We start from the raw sequence: 20108 nt of genomic DNA, 5'->3' as shown, positions 1-20108 counted from the left end.
TACCGTCACCGAGCCACTAGCGGCACGTAGTGTTCGAGCTCGGGATCCGGAAAATGTACGCTCCGACCGAGCTCCGCAGAGCGATAGAGGCCCATGAGCATTTCCATAACCCCGACACCGTCATCGAAGGTCTCACTAGGACTGGCACCGAGCCTAAACGCTTCGACCATATGACGGTTTTCGTCCGTATAACCGTAGATGCCAGCTTCGTCCTCGACCACCGGCATCAGGCCTTGTTCGGCATTCTGCTTCTCGACGAAATCCTCGCCTTCCGACCCGGCGAGCGTGCGCGACAGGAAGACCTTGAGCCCGGTCGAAAGTGACGAGAACTCCATTGAATACTCGGGGCCGAGCAATTCGAGCTGGATGCGCAGGCCAGCGCCGACATAGGCCCAAGAAGTCGTCGCCTCGATCATCAATTGATGCCCATCGGCATCTTCCATCGTGAGGATTCCGCGTGCGAAATCCTCGACAGGACGCTTCGCAAAATCGACGCCCATTCGCGTCTTGAGATCGGCGGCATAGCGAGGCCGCGTCCATTTGAGATTGGCCGTCGTGGCACTGGCGCTGATCAGACGCAAGGACTCGCGCTTTGCACCGGGCGCGGTCAACATGAAGCGTGCGACTTCGACCGAATGGCACATCATATCGGAAAGCACGCCGCCGCCCTGCTTTTCGCCTTGCCAGAACCATGGCTCGTGCGGCCCGGAATGCTCCTCTGCCGCACGAGCGAGATAAGGGCGACCGCTCCCAGGCACGGCCCGCCGCCATATGATGTCCTTGCCGCGCATAACCGCAGTCGAAAATATCTGGTTCTCTAGATAACCGTGGAGCAAGCCGGCATCTTCGGCAAGCCTGCGCATTTCCCGCGCTTCAGCAAGGGTACGAGCCAACGGCTTTTCGCAGGCAACGGCCCGCAGAGGAGCTCCCGCCTTGGTCACACGGTGAATCTCGCGCATGATGTCGAGACGAGTGTCGTTCGGCGTCAGCAGCCAGAGCGCATCGATCTCGCCGGACAGGGCCATCGTCTCGATGCTGCCGAACACATGCGCCTGTCCAAGGCCAAGACTGCGCGCCGTGTCTGCGATGCGCGCACGACGCTCAGCAGAGCGGCTGTACACGCCGCCGACGCAGACATTGCGTACGCCGAGCATGGACTGCAGATGGAACGCGGCGATAAAGCCACTGCCGATGAGCCCGACACGCAGTATCGGAAGTTCGGTGAGCTTCTGCATATCAGACCTCCTTCAATGATGGCATGGGCTGGATCAGTTCGGCGCTTTCGGTTGCCGCCCCGGAATCGCGGCCAGCAGTGCCTGCGTATAAGGATGCTCCGGCCGATTGAGCAGGTCTGCGGTCGGTCTGATCTCGACGATTTCGCCAAGGCGCATGACGGCGATCCGATCGCAGACCTGGGCCGCGACATTGAGATCGTGGGTGATGAACAGCACCGCCAACCGCAGCTTCTCCTTCAGCGTCTCGAGCAGGGCGAGCACTTGCGCCTGGACCGAGACGTCGAGCGCCGACACAGGTTCGTCCGCGACCAAGACCTCTGGGTCGAGCGCCAGCGCGCGCGCGATGCCGATCCGCTGGCGCTGCCCACCGGAAAATTCATGCGGAAAGCGGCGCGCTGCGGCCGGATCGAGCCCGACGAGGGTCAAAAGCTCCTCGGCACGAGCGAAGGCCTGTGCTGCCGGAACCCCGTGCGCCATTGGACCGTCGGCGATGATCCGTCCGACGCGGCGGCGCGGATTGAGCGAGGAAAACGGATCCTGGAAAACCATTTGTATGTGCTTGCGGGCGGCCCGCAGACGCGCTCCGCGAGCCTCGAAGAAATCAAGTTCGCCGATGCGGACCACCCCTGCATCGGCGTCGGTGAGACGCATCACCAAGCGTCCAATCGTGCTCTTGCCTGAGCCCGATTCTCCGACCAGGCCGAGCGTTTCGCCTCGCCGGATTTCGAAGCTCACGCCCTTGACGGCCGCGACCTCGGTCTGCACTCCGAACCACGCACCACCTCGATACGTCTTTGCAAGCCCGGTCGTGGCGCAGGCAATTGGTTCGTCCGTGACTTGCGCCCGAACTGGCGGAACCCCGCCGGGTACGGCCGCGAGCAGCCGACGTGTATAGGGATCCTTTGGGCGCCTTAAAACGTCTTCGACCGGCCCCTCTTCCACGACCCGCCCCTTCTCCATGACCGCGACGCGGTCTGCTATGTCGGCGACGACGCCGAAATCATGAGTGATGAAAAGCACCGCCATGCCACGCCGCTGCTGGATGTCGCGGATGAGCCGAAGGATTTGCGCTTGTGTGGTGACGTCTAGCGCCGTTGTCGGCTCGTCTGCCACCAGAACCGACGGCTCGAGCGCCAGCGCCATTGCGATCATGGCGCGCTGACGTTGCCCGCCCGACAACTGATGCGGATAGCTGCGGATGATGCGGTCCAGATCGCGCAAGCCCACCTCCTCGAGGAGTGCGCGCATACGCACCTGCCGTTCACGCGGCGTGAGCTGCTCGTGCGCCTCGAACGCCTCCATGATTTGTTCACCGATCTTGATAACAGGATTGAGCGCCGTCATCGGCTCCTGGAAGACCATCGCAATACGCCGCCCACGCAACGTCCGCCATTCTTTGGGCGCCAGCCTCAGCAAATCGCGCCCTTCGAACCGAATGGCCCCTGCGACTGGGCGAATGACTTGCGGCAGCAGGCCCATCGCGGCAGAGGCGCAGACCGATTTGCCGGAGCCGGACTCGCCGACAACACAGAGTATCTGTCGCGCGTGCAAGGCAAGGGAGACGTCTTCGACGGCGAAGCTACGATCAGCGCCGGCGGGGAGCGCCAGTGTCAGCTGTTCGATAGATAGGATCGGTTCGACTATGTCGTTCATTTTGTCCGATCCAACATTGCGATCCATCCTCGTCCCGATCACGCCGCCAACGCGATGCCATCCTTGCGATGATCCGACGCCCCGAACATGACGCCCCGCGACACATCGATGTGCACGGCCTGGCAGCCTCCCAAGGGTTCGTCGACCCAGATCACACGATGGCCGCGACCGATTAAATCATCAGCGACCGAGGCAGGAACCGTGGGTTCGAGCGCCACCGCACCGTCGAATGCAAAGCTGCGCGGTGCATCCGAGGACTTCTGAATGTCCCAACCTCGGTCGAGCATGCCGCTCAGGATCTGCATATGTCCTGTCGCCTGATATTGTCCGCCCATTACGCCAAAAGCCATGACCGGCTTGTCGCGCCTTGCCAATAGACCAGGAATAATAGTGTGGAATGGACGCTTTCGTGGCGCAATGGCATTGGGGTGCCCATCGACGAGCGCGAATCCCGAGCCTCGATTCTGCAATAGCACGCCCGAGCGAGGAGCGTAGATGCCGCTTCCGAAAGCAAAAAACAGCGAATTGATAAGAGATACCATGTTGCCGTCGCGATCGGCGACTGCGACGTAGGCTGTATCACGATGAACGGGCATGTCGAAGTCCGTCGGTGCGCTCGCACATTCGCGCCTGATGCGGGAGCGTAAGGTCGCGACCGATCCCTCCGAGAGTAGGGCGTCGATATCGAACGGGCGGAAAGAGGGATCCGCGACGAGCGCATCGCGCTGCCGGTAAGCCGCCTTGGTCGCCTCGGCCAGAAGATGGATGCGGTCCGCTTCGCCGAGCGCGGGATCGGCCATATCGAAGCCGGCTAGGATTCGGGCGATCAACAGCGCTGCGACGCCTTGCCCGTTCGGCGGGCATTGCCAGATTTGGTGATCACGATAGTCGGCACTGATAGGCGTCACGTATTCCGACCGGGCACTCACCAGATCCTCGAGCTCCATCAGTCCGCCCAGCGCCTTCAAAATTGAGACGATTTCTTCAGCGACGGCACCCTCGTAAAATGCGGCCCGTCCCTTACGAGCGATCCGGCGCAACGTTGCGCCGAGGGCCGGATGGCTGAGCTTTCCGCCGACGACGGGCGCAGCGCCACCGGGCAGATATATAGGCCCACCGGTCTGATGCCGTTCGATGCGATTGGCATAGCGTGCCCAGTCCAGAGCAGCGCGCGGAGTCACCACGAAGCCTTTCTCGGCCGCGTGGATCGCGGGTGCCAAAATCTCGTCTAGACCTTTTGAAGCATAATCGCTCGAGAGTCGGCACCAGGCATCGACCGCCCCGGGAACTGTGACGGCATGGGGCGAGTCATCAGGAATCGACGCCAATCCCAATTGCCGGAACCAGCCCAGCTCTGCCTTCGCCGGCGCTCTGCCCGAACCATTGATGGCGACGGGTTTGCCTGAAGCGGGAGCATAAATCGCAAAACAGTCACCACCGATGCCGGTCATGTGCGGATCAATGACGCCCTGAAGGGCGATCGCAGCAATCGCGGCGTCGACGGCGTTGCCGCCGCTACGCAGGATTTCGACCGCAGCCAGCGTGACTGCGGGGTGAGAGGCCGCGACCATGCCCTGGTCGCCGACCGCCAGAGAGCGTCCCGGCACCATGAAATCGCGCTGTCCCCAGCTCATGCCCTTCTCCGTTCGTTGGTATGAGGCCGATTGAAGCTCGCTGCCGCGTGGAATGAGATCGGGCCGGCGCGTGTTGCAGCGACAACAAGGGCATAAAGCGGCGTCATTGATGCGCCGGTCGCAAGACCAAGAGTGACCGGCTGTCGAGCGCGCAGCTGGGCGACGACAATCGCGGCCGCGCGCTCCGCGACGGCATCCGCATTGCCGACAACCTCAATTCTCGACGGATATTCTGTCATGCCGCAACATCTGCCGCCACGGCGGGAAGTGCTAGCGGGCCCGCGTCCCTGCCGATGCCAAACAGCGAGCGGTGAACGAGGTCTATCGCACTGCCGATTGCGCCGATCAGCGTAGCGCGATTGCCGAGCGCGCTGAGCTCGATACGAACAGGCTCGCGCATGCATCGTTCGAGATACTCATCTATCCGCAGCTTCAACTCGGGCCGCGCGCCGATGCTACCACCAATAATGATGATTTCTGAATCGAGGATACTGTGCACGGCCAGAATCGCACTCGCAAGGATCCGACTGACCTCGTCGATTGTTATTCGTGCCGCCTCGTCGGTCTCGAGCCGATCGAAGACATCGCGCACCGTGCCGCCTGGGACACCACCAAGCCCGAGATAGCGCTCGACAATCCCGACGCTGCCGATGGCGGTTTCCAGCGTACCCAACCGAAGACCGCGCGTATCGTAGGGGTCGCCTCCGAGTGGCAGGTAAGCGATCTCGCCCGCCGCGCCACGCGCGCCGCGCACAAGATATCCGTCCGAAAAGATGCCCATGCCGATACCGGTGCCGACGGCGATGAAGGCGAAGCTGCGGGCCTTGCGGCTGCTGCCGCGCCAGTGCTCGCCGATCGCGGCAAGATTGACGTCGTTCTCGATCGCGACGTCGATGCCGAGACGCTCGCGCAATGCAGTCCGCACATCCAGACTATCCAGTCCGGGGATGTTGGGCGCGATGACGATGCTGCCCGAGGCCGGGTCGATGATGCCCGGACTCCCCATCACGCCACCACGCAAGCGCTGCGCCGGTACAGATGCACGCTGGAGAAGAGACTCTTGCATGCGCCCGATCTGAGCGACCACGGCAGCACCACCGTCGCCGGAGGTCGGTTCGATGCTCTCGGCGACGATCTCTCCCTGCAGATCGGCAAGCGCGACGTGCAGTTTCGTGCCGCCAAGGTCGACGCCCAGCACGAACGCAGCGTCGGGCCGCAGCGCGTAGGTAACTGCACTTCTACCCACGCTGCCCTGGATTTGCCCGTCCTCGCGCACCCAGCCGTCCCGTTCGAGATCGCGCATGACTTCGGAAATTGTTTGTTTGGACAGGCCTGTGCTGCGAGAGAGCTCGGCGCGCGAGACCGCTCGATCACGCAGCAGGCGCTCGACGACTAGGCGCACGGATTGCTGTCGCGCAACGGGCGATGACGGGGCGTCTGGCATATAAGCTCAATCCAATTCGTCAGCCTCTCGAACTAATGGCGACTCACGCCTTCCGTCAAGAGGGAACAGAAGCGTTATTGTCGCCGTCGACGGTGCATTTCGTACAACATTATTGCGCACCAAAGGTCAATTCGTTCGATATGTTTACAAATTGAGATTGGTGTGCTTGTCTTCTTCGAGAGCCTCGACAGAGAAGCCTTGGAAGAAAGGAATTCCGTATGAAGCGGATGGGCACGGCGTTGGCGGCAATTCTGATGATCGGATCGGGCCTTGTCGCGGCCAGTGCCGCAACACTGCGGGTCGGCATTCAGGACGATCCCGATGCGCTCGACCCGGCACTCAGCGGCACTTATTCGGGCCGGTTCGTGTTTGCGGCGCTGTGCGACAAACTTGTCGATATCTCCCCCGACCTCAAGATCGTGCCACAGCTCGCAGAGGCGTGGGAGTGGGCCGCGGACGGCAAGTCGATCACCTTTACTCTGCGCAAGAACGTCACGTTCCACGATGGCGCCACGTTTGATGCGGCGGCGGTCAAGTTCAACATCGAGCGCATGAAGACGATGCCGGATTCGAAGCGCAAGGCCGAACTGGCGCCGATCGTGAGCGTCGAGGCCCTTGCGGGCGACAAGGTCAAGTTCAACCTGTCGGAACCATTCGTGCCGCTGCTTGCCAATCTCAGCGATCGTGCCGGCATGATGGTATCGCCGAAGGGCGCCGCGGAGAAAGCCGGCGACTTTGCAGCCGCGCCAGTCTGTGCGGGTCCGTATCAATTTGTCGAGCGCAAGTCGCGTGACCTCATTCGCCTCAAGAAGTATCCTGGCTACTGGAACGCTGGAGCGGTCGGCTACGACGAAGTCGTCTACTACTACGTGCCTGACTCAACCGTGCGATTGTCGCGGGTGCGAGCGGGCGATCTTGAGCTCGCGGAACGCGTCGCGCCCACCGATCTCAAGACCGTGCGCGACGATCCCAACCTCACTCTGCATTCCGGAAAGGGGCTTGCGGTTTCGCATCTGATGTTCAATGTCGGCGCAGGCGCCAAGGCCGATACACCACTCGGCAAGAACGCGACGCTACGGCAGGCCTTTGAGCTTGTGATCGATCGCAATGTCATCAATCGCGTTGCCTTCAACGGCGAGTTCCTGGCGGATAATCAGATGATCCCCCCGTCATCTCCGTTCTACGATACAGCCCACAAGGCGCCGGCTCGCGACGTTGCCAAAGCCAAGGCATTGATTGCATCGGCCGGAATGACCCGCGTCCCTATCGAAATTCAGTACGAGAATACGGCCGGCGACTCCCGGGTCGCACAGATCATGCAGTCGATGGCGGCCGAGGCCGGTTTCGACGTGAAACTGCTGCCTATGGAAACGACCACCGCTATCGAGCGCTACATGAACGGCAATTTCGAAGCCTACATCGGCAACTGGAGCGGCCGTGCTGACCCGGACCCAACACTGGTCGCATTCTTCAGTTGCGCAGGCTCTCAGAACGTCAACAAATACTGCAACAAGGATCTCGATGCGATCCTGACCGAGGCGCGAGGCGAGGCCGACGAAGCCAAGCGCAAGACTCTCTATGCGAAAGCGACTGACATTTACCTAACGGCACTCTCGTCAATTCCCCTCTATCACCCTAACTGGTTCTTTGCTGCCCGCAAATCGGTCGGTGGGATCGTCATGGTACCAGACGGGCTCTTGCGCCTGGTGGGTGTCAAGCCAGTGAATTGATGCGCAACGTCTCGCGCTTTCCTCAGGTGAGGACCAATCTGCTCCAATGAAGACCCTGCTTCTGCGCCGCCTTGCCGTCCTACTACCGACCTTATTGCTCGTGTCGATGATGGTGTTCGGTCTGCAGAAGCTGCTACCCGGCGACCCGGCGCTGGCGCTCGCCGGGGAAGAGCGCAATCCCGAGGTCGTAGAATATCTTCGGCAGAAGTATCGCTTCAATGATCCGATTCCGGTGCAATATGCCATCTGGCTAAAAGCCCTGGCGCACGGCGATTTCGGCACTTCAGTCCGCACCCGACTGCCGATCGGCACCATGCTGGTGGAAAAACTGCCGGTGACCATTGAGCTCGCGATCCTGTCGATGCTGGTCGCGCTACTCGTCGGGCTGCCGATCGGGATCTTCGCGGCGCTGGGACGCGGGACGCCCCTCGACTATGGTGCCAGTCTTTTCGGACTCGCTGGACTTTCCATTCCGCATTTCTGGCTGGGGATCATGTTGATCCTTCTATTCTCGGTGAACCTCGGCTGGCTGCCGGCCGGAGGTTTTGTTCCGCCTTCTGAAAGTGTCGGCCGCAACCTGATTTCGATGCTTATGCCTGCTTTGGTGCTCGGCACGGGCACAGCGGCGATCATGATGCGCCATGTCCGCAGCGCAATGATCGAGACGATGAAGCAGGATTATGTCCGCACCGCTCGCGCGAAAGGCGTCCGCGAAAGCACCATCGTGCTGCACCATGCACTGCCGAATGCGCTGATCCCGGTGGTCACGCTGGGCACGTTGCAATTTGGCGAGTTACTGGCCGGCGCGGTGTTGACCGAGCAGGTCTTTTCGATCCCCGGTTTCGGCAAAATGGTCGTCGATGGGGTATTCAGCCGCGATTATGCTGTGGTTCAGGCGGTCGTTCTCTGCACGGCGGCAGTATTTCTCCTGATGAGCCTGATTGCCGATGTGGCCTATGTGCTGCTCAATCCGAGGCTCAGGTCGTGAGCACGATTGAGACGGCGCCGGTCTCCGCTCAGATGCGCGCAGGCAAGCGCTCGGAAATTCGTCGCTTACTGCGCGAGCCATCCGCCATGATCGGTGGCGCGATCATCCTGTTCTTCGTCGTGCTGGCGGTGTTCGCAACATGGATCTCGCCCTATGATCCGAATGCGCCGGACTGGATGGCGATTCGTGCCGCCCCGAATACACAGCATTGGTTTGGCACGGATGACCTCGGCCGCGATGTGCTGTCTCGGGTGATTTTCGGAACACAGGCATCGCTCGCCGCCGGCATGGTTTCCGTGACTGTTGCGGTGCTGATCGGCCTTCCGTTCGGTCTCATTGCTGGCTATTTCGGTGGTGTCGCCGATATGGTGATCTCGCGCATTGCAGATGCTCTCCTCGCGTGCCCGTTTCTCGTGCTCGCGATTGCGCTGGCCGCATTCCTGGGTCCTAGCCTCCAGAATGCGATGATCGCAATCGGCATTTCCGCGATCCCAGTCTTCGTCCGCGTTGCACGCGCCGAGACACTGGTTGTCCGCACCGAGGACTATATCGCGGCAGCTCGCGCTCAAGGGCTCGGTCATTTCGCTATCCTGACTGGGCAGGTATTGCCGAATGTGCTCGCACCGACAATCGTCCAGGCAACCCTCACGATGGCGATTGCAGTGTTGGCCGAGGCGAGCCTCGCCTTTCTTGGACTTGGTCAATTGCCTCCGGCTCCCTCTTGGGGCGCCATGCTCGATGTAGCCAGGCAGTTCCTCAGCGAGGCGCCATGGATGGCATTCTGGCCCGGTCTCGCAATCATCGCTCTTGTAATCGGCTTCAACCTGATCGGTGATGGCCTGAATAGTGTACTGAACCCCAGGCAGTAGATTATCAACGCAACCGGGCGCCGCATCGGCCTCATGTACTCGCCCGCCAGCCGCCGAGGTCAGCGAGGGGGACTGCCACCCGCTCTCCATTTCCGGAGCTGCTCGGAATAGCCGATACAGAATTTATTGGTCTTCCGGTGCACACACCCCACCTAACTAGTTGAAAAATTTGAACTCTCGCTCTCATCCATCAAAGGAAGTTTAAGTTAGCTCCAGCCAAGAAGATCGAGGCTGATCAATCGGCAACTGCTTTACGCCAATAACTACCCTTCTATGGGGTCCTGCCGTGCATCGGCTATAACGCATGCCGCCTTGATGCAAAAACTAGATCGCCACTGGTGTAAGCAAGCGAGAGCGAACTTAGCGAGCGCATGCCACCTGATTGTTAGCTACGAAGATCTCCCTCAGCGTGAGCAGCAATGGACCTCCGACAGCTCGAATATTTTCTCCGAGTCGCGCAACGCAAGAACATCTCGCTTGCCGCAGCCGAGCTCAATATTGCACAACCCACACTAACCAAGAGCATTAAGTTGCTCGAGGAGCAGCTCGGCGTCAAATTGTTCGAGCGTCTGCCGCGTGGCGTCGTGCTGACATCGTTCGGGACCACGCTGCTGCGCCACGCCGAGGCTGTGCATGTCCAGATGAAGGATGCCGGTCACGAGATTGCCGCGCAGCGTTCCGGCGCCGTCGGGACCGTCGCGATCGGCGCCGGCCCGACATGGCTCCGACGATATCTTCCGGCGGCGCTCGCACGCACGATCTCGTCACATCCGTCGATCCGCGTCCGCGTCGAGGCCGGCTTCGACGAGTCGCTATTCCGTGCGCTGAGGCAAGGCGAATTCGACTTCGTCGAATTCCGCAGCCCTTATCTGCACCATCCCGAGGAGGATGACGGGCGCGGCTACGGCTTGATTGGCGGAACTATCGATGCGGTCGCTTCGTTGCTGCACGGACTGCGCATCTTGCGCGCGCATACTTTTCTTCATTTCATGCTTCTTCGACGACGGTATGTCCCGGCCAAACAGTCAAATTGAAAGCGCAAAATGGCGCACCGCGAACCCGTGGGCTCGTGTCGGAGTGGCACCGCCTCAACTCTGGCCGGGCTACGTAATCCGGACCCCGCTCGGTTGTTTGTTTGTGACCGGGCATCCTATATAATGATCCGTAAGGCAGCTTGTTTGGAGGATCGCGATGAGGGCTTTCATCCTTGCCTGCGTTGCGACGATCGTAATCGCTGCGATTGGAGTTGCCGTGCTCGACAGCTTACAGCAACCCGTCGCAGAAGCCTTTGCAACGAGTGGCGTGCGTCTGTAGGCAGACGCCGCCAGCCCTATTCGGCTGCGGATGTAGCACGACGCGTTTGCCGCTGAGAATCGTTCGGGCCGCTCCGTGCCGATTGCTGCTCGAGCCACAGGCTGTGGTGCTCGCGCGCCCAATTGATATCCACCTCACCTGATCCCATCGCCTCGAATGCCCCTTCCATCCCGATCGTGCCGATGTAGATGTGAGCGAGCATCGCGGCGATAAACAGCACAGCCACGACGGAGTGAACGATCTGGGCAATCTGCATGCCCTCGATTCCCGTCAGGTAGAAGGGAAACATGAGCTGATACCCGGTCGCGGCGACGAGGCCGCCGCCGATCACAACGATCCAGTAGATCCCCTTTTGACCGGCGTTGAAGCGGCGTGCCGGCGGATGATCGTGTCCGAACAGCCCGCCTCCGCGCTTGATCCACTCCAGATCCACCTTGTTCGGGATGTTGCCGCCGATCCACATCAGAAAGATCAGCACGACGCCGATTGTGAAGGGGAAGCTCAGGTAGTTGTGGGCGAATTTCGCCCATTGCGACCATCCCGAGAAAGCGTCAAATCCAATCAGCGGAAGCAGCAGCGGCCGCCCGAACGTGATGTTCAGTCCCGAAATCGCAAGGATGACGAAGCAGGTCGCGGTCATCCAGTGCACGAAACGCTCAAATGAATTGAATCGCACGATGGTTCGGCCTGATCGTCCACTTTCGAGGCGAACCATGCCGCGCGTCAAATAGAAGATCACGAGCACCGCCAGCATGCCAAGCATGGCAACGCCACCGATCCACCGCAGCGCGACGTCGCGGAATTCACGCCACTCGCGGCCGGCCGGTTGCATCAGCACGCTGGAGCGCTGGTCGGGAATGCTGACGCGCCCCTGGATCCGGTCCATCTCTTGAAGCAACTGGCGTTCGTTGACCGAGTTCGCCGTCGGATTGATCTGCTGGGCCGCCGACGGCGCCGGAACTGCCATGATCAACAGAAGCAACGCCCACGCACCGACGGCTGGACCAATGAACCTTGCAAATGAGGACATGAGCTCCTCCTCGGCATTTGTACCGCGTCGCCCGCGGCGTGCTTCAGGACTCGATCGTCTCGCGATAGGCGGTCTTCCAGCCCCACGCGCCCGAGCCATAGCCACGCTTCAGCACACGCTCCTTATAGATCTGGGCAATGATCTCGCCGTCACCGGCGAGCAGCGACTTGGTCGAGCACATCTCGGCGCACAGCGGCAGCTTGCCCTCAGCGAGGCGGTTCGCACCGTATTTTTCGTATTCCTCCTTGCTGCCATCGGCCTCGGGGCCGCCGGCGCAATAGGTACATTTGTCCATCTTGCCGCGCGAGCCGAAATTACCGATCTTCGGATATTGCGGCGCGCCAAACGGACAGGCGTAGAAGCAGTAGCCGCAGCCGATGCAAAGGTCCTTGGAGTGCAGCACCACGCCGTCGGCGGTGGTGTAGAAGCAGTTCACCGGACACACTGCCGCACAAGGCGCATCCGTGCAGTGCATACAGGCCATCGAGACCGACCGCTCGCCCGGCTTGCCGTCGGCGATGGTGACGACCCGGCGCCGATTGATGCCCCAGGGGACCTCGTGCTCGTTCTTGCAGGCCGTCACGCAGGCGTTGCACTCGATGCAACGGTCGGCGTCGCAGAGAAATTTCATACGTGCCATCGTCGTTGCTCCCTAAGCCGCCGCGATCTGGCAGAGTGTGACCTTGGGCTCCTGCATGCCCGTCGCGGGGTCGTAGCCGTAGGTGGTGATCGTGTTGGCGCTCTCGCCGAGCACGATCGGGTCGGTGCCCTTCGGGTAGTTGCCGCGAAGATCCTTTCCCGCAAACCAGCCACCGAAGTGGAAGGGCATCCAAGCGACGCCCTTGCCGACACGCTCGGTGACGAGCGCTTTCATCCTCGCCCTCGAATTGTTCTCGGCGCCAGTGACCCAGACCCAACCGCCGTCCTTGATGCCGCGATCGGCGGCATCGCCAGGATTGATCTCGATGAACATGTCCTGCTGCAATTCGGCAAGCCAGGGGTTGGTGCGGGTCTCCTCACCGCCGCCCTCATATTCGACCAGACGGCCTGACGACAGGATGAGCGGGAACTGTTTTGCGATTCCCTTCTCCACCGCAGCCTTCTGCACGGAGAACCCGATATTTGGCACGCGGAACTGCTTGGCGTCGGGCAACGTCGGATATTTAGCCACAAGATCGACGCGCGGCGTGTAGATCGGCTCGCGGTGAACCGGAATCGGATCGGGCAAGCCGAACGCATTCATCCGCGCCTTGCCGTTGCCGTAGGGAACACAGCCATGCGCCAGCGCCACGCGCTGGATGCCGCCCGACAGATCGAGAGCCCAAGACACCGTGTCCGGATTGGCCGGATTGATCTTGTTGATTACGGCCATTTCCGCTTCGGTGAGGTCGGTGTCCCAGCCGAGCTTCTTCAGGCTCGCCAGCGTGAATTCCGGATAACCGTCCTGAATACCTGACCCCAACGAGTACGAGCCGTCCGCGAGCAGGCTGACTTTCCGCGTCGTGCCGTCCGGCAGCTTCTCCTCACGCTCGATGCCGAATCGCGGCCGGAACGTGCCGCCCCCATCCATGACGTGCAGATGTGTGTTGTAGAGCAGCGGTGTGCCGGGGTGCTTCACCTCCGGAGATCCCCAGCACGGCCAGGGTAGACCGTAATAGTCGCCGCCGACCTCGGGATCGTCCTTCGGCGCCCGCATCGTCAGCATGTCGAACTTCGCTTGGTACTTCATGTGCGCCTTGAGCCGCTCGGGCGATTGCCCGCAATAGCCGGTCGACCAGCTGCCGCGGTTCATCTCGCGCAGGACATCCTCAGCTTCAGGAAGATTGTTCTCGACCTTGATTTTCTTGAACATCTGGTCCGCGAAGCCGAACTTTTTCGCCATCAAATAGATGATCTCGAGATCATCCTTCGATTCGAAGATCGGCTTCACAATCTGCTCGCCCCATTGCAGCGAGCGGTTCGAGGCGACGCGCGACCCCTTGCACTCGAATTGCGTGGCGACCGGGAGGATGTAGACGCCATCCTTGCGTCCGGCTTCGACTGCGAGGGAGGCCCAGGTCGTCGGATGCGGGTCGGCGATGACGAGCAGCTCGAGCGCCTTCAGGCCATTGAGGGATTCAGGAACGCGTGTGATGCTGTTGGAGGCGTGTCCCTGCACGAACACCGCCTTTACATTATCCTTCTGCGCGACCTGATCTTTCGGCAGCGTCACCGCCTCGAACCAGCGGGTCAGCGGGATGCCGGGGGTCTCCATGATCTGTTTGGTATCGAAGCGCGACTTCAGGAATTCGTAGTCGACCTCCCAAACCCGCGACCAGTGCTTCCAGGCGCCTTCAGCGAGGCCGTAGTAGAACGGCAGCGTGACAATATCGAGTCCGACGTCGGTCGCGCCTTGAACGTTGTCATGGCCACGGAAGATGTTTGCGCCGGCGCCGGCCTTGCCGACATTGCCGGTCATCAACAGCGCAATGCAGCTCGCCCGAACATTGGCGGTGCCGACGGTCTTCTGAGTCTGGCCCATGGCCCAGATCAGCGTCGCCGGCTTCTCGGTGGCGAACATCTTGGCGACGCGCTTGAGCTGCTCGCCGGGAATGCCGGTCACGCGCTCAACTTCTTCCGGAGGCCACTTCTCAACCTCCTTCTTGAGGTCGTCGAAACCGTAGACGCGCTGCCGGATGAATTCCTTGTCCTCCCAACTATTCTGGAGAATGTGCCACATCATGCCGTAGAGCACCGGGATGTCGGTGCCCGGCCGCATGCGCACATATTCCGTCGCGTGTGCGGCAGTGCGCGTCAGGCGCGGGTCGATGACGACAAAGTTGGCCTTTTGCAGCTCCTTTCCCTCAAGCAGGTGCTGCAGCGAGACCGGATGCGCCTCGGCCGGATTGCCGCCCAAGATGACCTGTGTCTTCGCGTTGCGGATATCATTGTAGCTGTTGGTCATCGCGCCGTAGCCCCAGGTGTTGGCGACGCCGGTGACGGTGGTTGAATGGCAGATGCGGGCCTGGTGATCGGTGTTGTTGGTGCCCCAGAACGCCCCGAGCTTGCGGAACAGATAGGCGCCTTCGTTGGTCATCTTGGCCGAGCCGAGCCAATAGACGGAATCGGGACCCGACTTCTCACGCACAGCTTGAAGTTTATCCCCGATCTCGTTGATCGCGGTATCCCAGGAGACGCGGGTCCACTGCCCGTCTACCAGCTTCATCGGATAGCGTAGCCGCCGCTCGCTATGCACGAGTTCGCGCACAGAGGCGCCCTTGGCGCAGTGCGAGCCGCGATTGATCGGGGAGTCCCAGCTCGGCTCCTGGCCGATCCATACCCCGTTCAAGACCTCAGCCGTCACCGTGCACCCAACCGAGCAGTGCGTGCAGATGCTCTTGCGGACGGTCGCGCCCGCGGTGAGCGGACCGGCCATCGCCGCCTCCGCCTTGCGCACATTACCGACCGGCAGGGTGCCAAGTGCGGCGAGCGCGCCGCCGGCAAGACCGGATTTGCGCAGGAAACTGCGGCGGTCGAGACCTCCGGCCTGACCTGCAATGGACTCCGCGACGGAGCCGTGGCGCAGCGAATGCTGGTGTGTTCGCTTGATCAGCACGGTCAGCCTCCCTTGGCCGGATAACGATTGACGCGGTAAAAGGCTTTGACGTGATCGGATTCCTTGTAGCGCGCCTTGCGCTTCTCATCGTTGGTTTCGCTGTCGGCCTCGGCGGACCCGACCAGCGGTGTCGCCAGCGTCGCGCCAGCGCCGACCGTGCCGATGCCGACCTTGCGCAGGAAGCCGCGACGCCCGCCTATGGTTTTCCGGTCTTCATTCATCGCATCTCTCCTGGATCCGCGCGTGCGGGTCAGTTGGCGAATGTGAATGCTTCCGTCTCGATCTCGATAAAGGCGCGACCAAGCGCGCCGACCGCACGATAAAAGGTGGCGCTCTCAGCGCTTTCGATATCGGCGAACAGCCGCCCCATCCAGGGCGCGACGTGCGTCTCGAAGAAGGCGCGCTGCACGTCGGAAGATGCCTCGAAGCGTTTTGAAGCAAAACCGGCCATGATCTCGCACAGGATCGACGCGTGGTCTTCCGGCTCCGAATTGCCCGCAACGCGCACGATCCCGAGCGCAGCGAGATCACCGCGCAGGCGTGACAGCGGCCGCTCGTTGAGAAAGCCGGTCAGGTAGTAGGAGGCATAAGGCAAAAGCTCGCCGCGGCCGAGACCGACGAACAAGTCGAAATATTCGCGTTCAACTTTCGCTACGACCGCGTTGGCCGCGGCTTCGGCCAGCGCAATATGCGCGCACCCAAGCGACGTCGCGTCGCCGGCCAATGCCGCCAATTGATCAAGCAGCTTTTTTGACGGCGCTGCCGACAGAAGCGAAGCCAGCAGCAGATACTCCTGCGCCCGCGCCGCGTCGACGGGATCACTCGGGTCTTCGGCCACAGGCAGCTCTCTGTAAAGATCGGGCCGCAATTCGTTGCGCGATACGCCAGTCGCGGCTTCGACAGCAATTACCCGTTGTGCGGGCACCTTGCTCCAGTTTGAAACGGAGGGCTGGCTGATGCCGATTTTGCGCGCAAGCCTGGCAACGCCGCCAACGGCGTCAATGGCGCGATCAAGGCCGTCATCACGCACGTGGACCTCCCATCCAAGTCCCAGGTGCTTGATTTCGCTTTGGTTGCAAAGCGCTGGACGAATTGTACTTCCATTGCTGCGGGGGTTCCATAGCCTGAGGCTATTTCTTTCGTTGGGGCCACTAGCGCGGCAGCGCACCGCCATGGGCGCGGCGCCGAACGGGTTCGCGGCCGCTCTCGGCGCTTTCAGCCACTGTCGATTGCGTTGCAGCAGGAACTGAGGCAATTTCGGTCGTCGCGGATTCCGCGGCTATGACCTCGACCGTTGAAGTCTTGGCCTGGCACAATTCTCGCGAAGAATCCGTGGCTTCAACCCGAGTCTCAAGCTGAGCCTCGGCCGACTTGCGCAGGCCACTAAGGATCCGGTCAACCAGCGTGGCCAGATCTCCCTCGGAATAATCCAGCGGACCGAAACCGGGCATCGCAGAGGGATCGTTGAAGTCCCAGGCGTTCTCCGCGAGCCCGACGAAGTCGCGAATGGCAGGATCGGCGCTCCAGGCGCGACGAAGCGCCGCACGGGCCAGCTCCTGCGGAATCCCTTTGCGCAGAAAGGCCTTGATGTCTGTCGCGGACGTGATCGAGTCGATCGAAGGCAGACTCGACAGATCGACTTTCGCCTCGTCGTCCTTGGCGGGGGGCTTTGGTGCAGATTGCACATCATCGTGCGTTGCCGCGGTCGGCGACGTGGCGTTCGCTCTTGTCTCCCGCTTGCGGCGGGACCAACGCACCAGAAACTTGTCCTCACTCAGCTCGTCCTCGCTCACTCGACTTGCCTCGCTCATTCCTGTCCGCCTTCATGCTAGCGGCGGGCTAGCGCCTCCGGATCGGCCTGACGCCGCTCGCGCTTGAAGAACTCACGTTCGACGTGGTGCTCGGCAACAAAACTTTCAATCGCCTCGCGCAGCACCTCCGGCATCGGCACCGCCTCGACGAGGTTGGCACCGGCCTCAGTGAACGCCTCACCCTCCGCAGGATCGGCGGTGACGGCCGCCACTGAATAGGACCAGACGCCTTCCGCGGGCGACAGCACGGTCCAGATGCTCGGACCGCCCGAGGCGAGATTGTCGCGGTAGCGTGCAGTCTCGGACGGATAGAGATCAACCGTCGCACTGCCCGCATAGAACAGGGTTTTGCCGTCCTCTTCGCGGAGCACTGTCCAGGGTTTTGTCTCGGGCTCATCGGGCAGCACGGCGACGCAACGCCAGACGAAGTCGGCCCATGGCGAGTCCGCCTTGCGCCGCTCCACCACGATACCGACGGAAATGCGCAGGAGTGGCAGCGCGGCGGGGTTCACGTCACCATCTCCAGGCGTTTGATCGGCAGCCCCGTCAGCAGATTCTGCGGCTTCAACCGGAGCTTCTGGTCCGGCGTCATCGCCAGGATGAGATAGACCGGCTCGCCCTGCATATCCTCTGTGGCCGCGCCGCTGTCCGCAAACGTCAGGCGAAACAACGCGAGCACGCGGCCGGCGCTGCGTTCATCGAGCCGCTCGCCATGCCAGAGACGGTCGCCGAAACTCGTGGCGTCCGTATCGAGCCCGACATACCAGCTGAGCTGCGCATCCTGCAACGCGGGCAGCGGCTCGATGGCGACGTCGACCGCCAGCAGATGGGAAATCCAGCGCGCCATCGCATGCGCCAGCGCATGCGGGCCCCGGCCACCCGAGGTGAAGTCGAAGGCCATGTCAAAATGATCGCTGCGCTGCCAATACGCGTCGGCATTCTCTCCGCTCAGCACGTCGAGCTGGGCGTCGGTTACAGCTCCCAGCATCGACATCAACGAGAGCACCGGCGTCGGACTCTGCCCACCGACCACCTCTTCGTCGCCGAGCAGCAAGGCCTGCTCATGCGGCAAGACGCGCTGCTGGCGGAAGAACAGTTCCGCGGCACGCGCTACGAACGGATCATCGCGGCCGTCCAGCGCATTGCGCAGGATCACGTGCACGAGCTGATTGACGAACAGCGGCGGCAGATCGCTCGTCCGCGATCGGATGGCTGCAAGGTAGGCAGCCTCGAGCGTCGGATGCCGCAGCAGGAGATCGCGAAAGGCGAGCACGAACCGCCAGTTTTCGCGTGCGTCCTGATCGGCGATCGCAGCGATCTCGTCATCGCTCACCGGCTGGCGCGGACCAGCGAGCAGCTCGCAGTGCAGCCTTCTTTCGACCCGGCATGCGTCGTCCGGCGGCATCAGCTCGGGACGGGCAAAATAGGCCTTCAGGAATTCATCCGTGACGCAGAGCCGGCCGCTCTCGTCGCGATCGAGCAGATGGTGGCCAGACGCGATCCAGAAATCCTTCATCGGCGTTGCGGCTCCTGGCCGAGATCGGCAAGATGGAGATCATGATCTGGCTCGACATCGTCCCCCACCTCCATGAATGAAAATGCCTTGCCATGCCTCTGCCCTTTGCGCAGTTGCAGCCTGCGGAAGGCCTCGCGGACCTCGCCATCGCTCACCGAGCGGTGGACCGCAATCAGCGAACTTACCGGATGGATACAGAGCGATTGAACAAAGGCGACTTCCTCCTCCGCCGCAGTTCTCGCAGTTGCAATGTCCGGCGCCCCGAAGCGTTCGACGAGTTGCCCGGCAAGCAATTCGACTAAGGCCCGGCAATCGTCCTGCGTCGCCGGGACGATCTGCGCCAGCGTCGACCAGCCCCAGGATTGTAAGCCGAGGAAGCCGCTGCGGAAGGCGGCGCGCTCCTTGCCGCTCAGATTCGCCGGGTTCTGATCGCAGAAGCGGAAGGCGCCGGAAACCGCCCATTCGCCTGATTCGGCCGCAACGTCGAACACGAAGGTGTCGGAGGGATCGAGCGCGATGGTGCGCAAGAGTTTCACAGGCGCAGCCCTCCGAGTTTCGGATCGAGCCAGGACGGCGTGCCGAGGTGGGCGACGAGCTCACTCCGCTCGGTCCCAGCTGTGCCGACGCGGCGCGTGAGAAGATCACCGCAATAGTCGAGCCGCTGAACCATTTGCCGCTCGCGGGCTACGCGGTTGAGATAATCACGCGCGACGCCGTCAAAGCCATCGACTTGCCAACTATCGATCGCCCGCATGAGGTGCCGGGCAAAGCTCTCGGTCACCTGCACGGCGCCCGTCTCGCCAAACCCCTCCTCGTCCAGCGCAGACGCCAGCGGATAAACACCAGGCCCCGGGTCGCTCATGGCGACTGTCCGGATCATGGCGCCAAACACGAGCCAGGCCGGAGGCTCGTCCTCGCGCGCAGACGACGGCCATCCCAACCGCCCACCACCGACCAGTCCGCCGTCGATGCGGATCGCGTCGGGCCAGTCGATTGCCACCGTCTTGTTCGGCGGCGCATAGACGCGGAGCGCGTCGGTGAGCGCAACCATGCAGGCGTAGAAGGCGCGCCGCGCGGTGCTCAGGGGCTCGCCCGGCTCGAGCACTACGGCGAATTCAGCGAGATCGAACCGTCCGACATAGACCAGCGTGCCGGCACCGCCCTCGGGTGCAATGCGGCAAGCGTGAGCAAAGGCGTCTCCGCTCTCGCGCAACCGGACGAGCGCGAATGGCGGCGGTAGATGGATCGGTTCCGCCAGGGAAACATGGGTGGTAGGGGTCGACGGCAAG

19 protein-coding genes are annotated in these 20108 nt (G+C 61.9%); 5 read left to right on the top strand and 14 right to left on the bottom strand.

Features of this window, described 5'->3' with window-relative positions; all coding sequences use genetic code 11:
* Positions 1-5 precede the first annotated feature (5 nt).
* The 4 genes from SO140_RS33950 to SO140_RS33935 form a co-directional block, all read right to left on the bottom strand.
* Entirely contained in the window at positions 6-1235 is a 1230-nt protein-coding gene (locus SO140_RS33950; RefSeq protein ID WP_449381597.1) for a Gfo/Idh/MocA family protein, read from the bottom strand.
* A gap of 33 nt (positions 1236-1268) precedes the next feature.
* Positions 1269-2888, bottom strand: a complete 1620-nt coding sequence (locus tag SO140_RS33945; protein WP_474801451.1) for an ABC transporter ATP-binding protein — start codon at positions 2886-2888, stop codon at positions 1269-1271.
* Between the two features lie 38 nt (positions 2889-2926).
* Positions 2927-4522, bottom strand: coding sequence for a gamma-glutamyltransferase (ggt, locus tag SO140_RS33940; protein WP_474801449.1), 1596 nt, complete (start codon positions 4520-4522; stop codon positions 2927-2929).
* Between the two features lie 235 nt (positions 4523-4757).
* Positions 4758-5924 (bottom strand): ROK family protein, encoded by a 1167-nt coding sequence (locus SO140_RS33935; protein ID WP_449381595.1) that lies wholly within the window; start codon positions 5922-5924, stop codon positions 4758-4760.
* A gap of 260 nt (positions 5925-6184) precedes the next feature.
* On the opposite strand from SO140_RS33935, the gene SO140_RS33930 reads away from it, so the two are divergent.
* From SO140_RS33930 to SO140_RS33910, 5 genes are all read left to right on the top strand, one after another.
* Positions 6185-7696, top strand: coding sequence for an ABC transporter substrate-binding protein (locus SO140_RS33930; RefSeq protein ID WP_474801445.1), 1512 nt, complete (start codon positions 6185-6187; stop codon positions 7694-7696).
* 46 nt (positions 7697-7742) lie between these two features.
* Complete coding sequence (locus SO140_RS33925) at positions 7743-8684, top strand: ABC transporter permease (protein ID WP_474801443.1); 942 nt, start codon at positions 7743-7745, stop codon at positions 8682-8684.
* A gap of 32 nt (positions 8685-8716) precedes the next feature.
* Complete coding sequence (locus SO140_RS33920) at positions 8717-9553, top strand: ABC transporter permease (protein WP_449381623.1); 837 nt, start codon at positions 8717-8719, stop codon at positions 9551-9553.
* A 419-nt stretch (positions 9554-9972) separates the two neighbouring features.
* Positions 9973-10587 (top strand): LysR family transcriptional regulator, encoded by a 615-nt coding sequence (locus tag SO140_RS33915; RefSeq protein WP_449381592.1) that lies wholly within the window; start codon positions 9973-9975, stop codon positions 10585-10587.
* A 157-nt stretch (positions 10588-10744) separates the two neighbouring features.
* The gene (locus tag SO140_RS33910) at positions 10745-10867 is read left to right on the top strand and encodes a hypothetical protein (protein ID WP_449381591.1); all 123 of its coding nucleotides are present in this window, start codon (positions 10745-10747) and stop codon (positions 10865-10867) included.
* 16 nt (positions 10868-10883) lie between these two features.
* On the opposite strand, the gene SO140_RS33905 is transcribed toward SO140_RS33910, so the two are convergent.
* The 10 genes from SO140_RS33905 to SO140_RS33860 all read right to left on the bottom strand — a co-directional run bounded on the left by SO140_RS33905 (position 10884) and on the right by SO140_RS33860 (position 20107).
* Positions 10884-11897 (bottom strand): formate dehydrogenase subunit gamma, encoded by a 1014-nt coding sequence (locus tag SO140_RS33905; protein WP_449381590.1) that lies wholly within the window; start codon positions 11895-11897, stop codon positions 10884-10886.
* 43 nt (positions 11898-11940) lie between these two features.
* Positions 11941-12537, bottom strand: coding sequence for a formate dehydrogenase FDH3 subunit beta (gene fdh3B, locus SO140_RS33900; protein ID WP_027523307.1), 597 nt, complete (start codon positions 12535-12537; stop codon positions 11941-11943).
* Between the two features lie 12 nt (positions 12538-12549).
* Complete coding sequence (locus SO140_RS33895; RefSeq protein WP_474801439.1) at positions 12550-15492, bottom strand: formate dehydrogenase subunit alpha; 2943 nt, start codon at positions 15490-15492, stop codon at positions 12550-12552.
* A gap of 2 nt (positions 15493-15494) precedes the next feature.
* Positions 15495-15713, bottom strand: coding sequence for a twin-arginine translocation signal domain-containing protein (locus SO140_RS33890; RefSeq protein ID WP_474801437.1), 219 nt, complete (start codon positions 15711-15713; stop codon positions 15495-15497).
* 29 nt (positions 15714-15742) lie between these two features.
* On the bottom strand, positions 15743-16522 hold the full coding sequence (locus tag SO140_RS33885) for a Cro/CI family transcriptional regulator (protein WP_474801435.1): 780 nt from the start codon (positions 16520-16522) through the stop codon (positions 15743-15745).
* Positions 16523-16643: 121 nt separating this feature from the next.
* Complete coding sequence (locus SO140_RS33880) at positions 16644-17270, bottom strand: DUF3306 domain-containing protein (RefSeq protein WP_449381622.1); 627 nt, start codon at positions 17268-17270, stop codon at positions 16644-16646.
* 50 nt (positions 17271-17320) lie between these two features.
* Positions 17321-17815, bottom strand: a complete 495-nt coding sequence (locus SO140_RS33875; RefSeq protein WP_449381586.1) for a DUF3305 domain-containing protein — start codon at positions 17813-17815, stop codon at positions 17321-17323.
* On the bottom strand, positions 17812-18819 hold the full coding sequence (locus SO140_RS33870) for a DUF6352 family protein (protein ID WP_498543693.1): 1008 nt from the start codon (positions 18817-18819) through the stop codon (positions 17812-17814). The genes SO140_RS33875 and SO140_RS33870 overlap by 4 nt, the downstream gene beginning before the upstream one ends.
* Positions 18816-19355, bottom strand: coding sequence for a DUF6505 family protein (locus SO140_RS33865; protein WP_449381584.1), 540 nt, complete (start codon positions 19353-19355; stop codon positions 18816-18818). Before SO140_RS33865 ends, SO140_RS33870 begins: the two co-directional genes overlap by 4 nt.
* The gene (locus SO140_RS33860; protein WP_449381583.1) at positions 19352-20107 is read right to left on the bottom strand and encodes a biotin/lipoate--protein ligase family protein; all 756 of its coding nucleotides are present in this window, start codon (positions 20105-20107) and stop codon (positions 19352-19354) included. Before SO140_RS33860 ends, SO140_RS33865 begins: the two co-directional genes overlap by 4 nt.
* Between the last annotated feature and the right edge of the window lies 1 nt (position 20108).

This window comes from Bradyrhizobium sp. UFLA05-108 (genome assembly GCF_059803455.1).
This window is presented reverse-complemented; position numbering and strand designations above follow the sequence as displayed.

Bases quoted from the DNA above. Each gene is read 5' to 3' on its own strand.
- SO140_RS33950 (WP_449381597.1), bottom strand. From the start codon at position 1,235: ATGCAGAAGCTCACCGAACTTCCGATACTGCGTGTCGGGCTCATCGGC.
- SO140_RS33915 (WP_449381592.1), top strand. From the start codon at position 9,973: ATGGACCTCCGACAGCTCGAATATTTTCTCCGAGTCGCGCAACGCAAG.
- SO140_RS33910 (WP_449381591.1), top strand. From the start codon at position 10,745: ATGAGGGCTTTCATCCTTGCCTGCGTTGCGACGATCGTAATCGCTGCG.
- SO140_RS33870 (WP_498543693.1), bottom strand. From the start codon at position 18,819: ATGAAGGATTTCTGGATCGCGTCTGGCCACCATCTGCTCGATCGCGAC.
- SO140_RS33930 (WP_474801445.1), top strand. From the start codon at position 6,185: ATGAAGCGGATGGGCACGGCGTTGGCGGCAATTCTGATGATCGGATCG.
- SO140_RS33945 (WP_474801451.1), bottom strand. From the start codon at position 2,888: ATGAACGACATAGTCGAACCGATCCTATCTATCGAACAGCTGACACTG.
- ggt (WP_474801449.1), bottom strand. From the start codon at position 4,522: ATGAGCTGGGGACAGCGCGATTTCATGGTGCCGGGACGCTCTCTGGCG.
- fdh3B (WP_027523307.1), bottom strand. From the start codon at position 12,537: ATGGCACGTATGAAATTTCTCTGCGACGCCGACCGTTGCATCGAGTGC.
- SO140_RS33890 (WP_474801437.1), bottom strand. From the start codon at position 15,713: ATGAATGAAGACCGGAAAACCATAGGCGGGCGTCGCGGCTTCCTGCGC.
- SO140_RS33925 (WP_474801443.1), top strand. From the start codon at position 7,743: ATGAAGACCCTGCTTCTGCGCCGCCTTGCCGTCCTACTACCGACCTTA.
- SO140_RS33920 (WP_449381623.1), top strand. From the start codon at position 8,717: ATGCGCGCAGGCAAGCGCTCGGAAATTCGTCGCTTACTGCGCGAGCCA.
- SO140_RS33905 (WP_449381590.1), bottom strand. From the start codon at position 11,897: ATGTCCTCATTTGCAAGGTTCATTGGTCCAGCCGTCGGTGCGTGGGCG.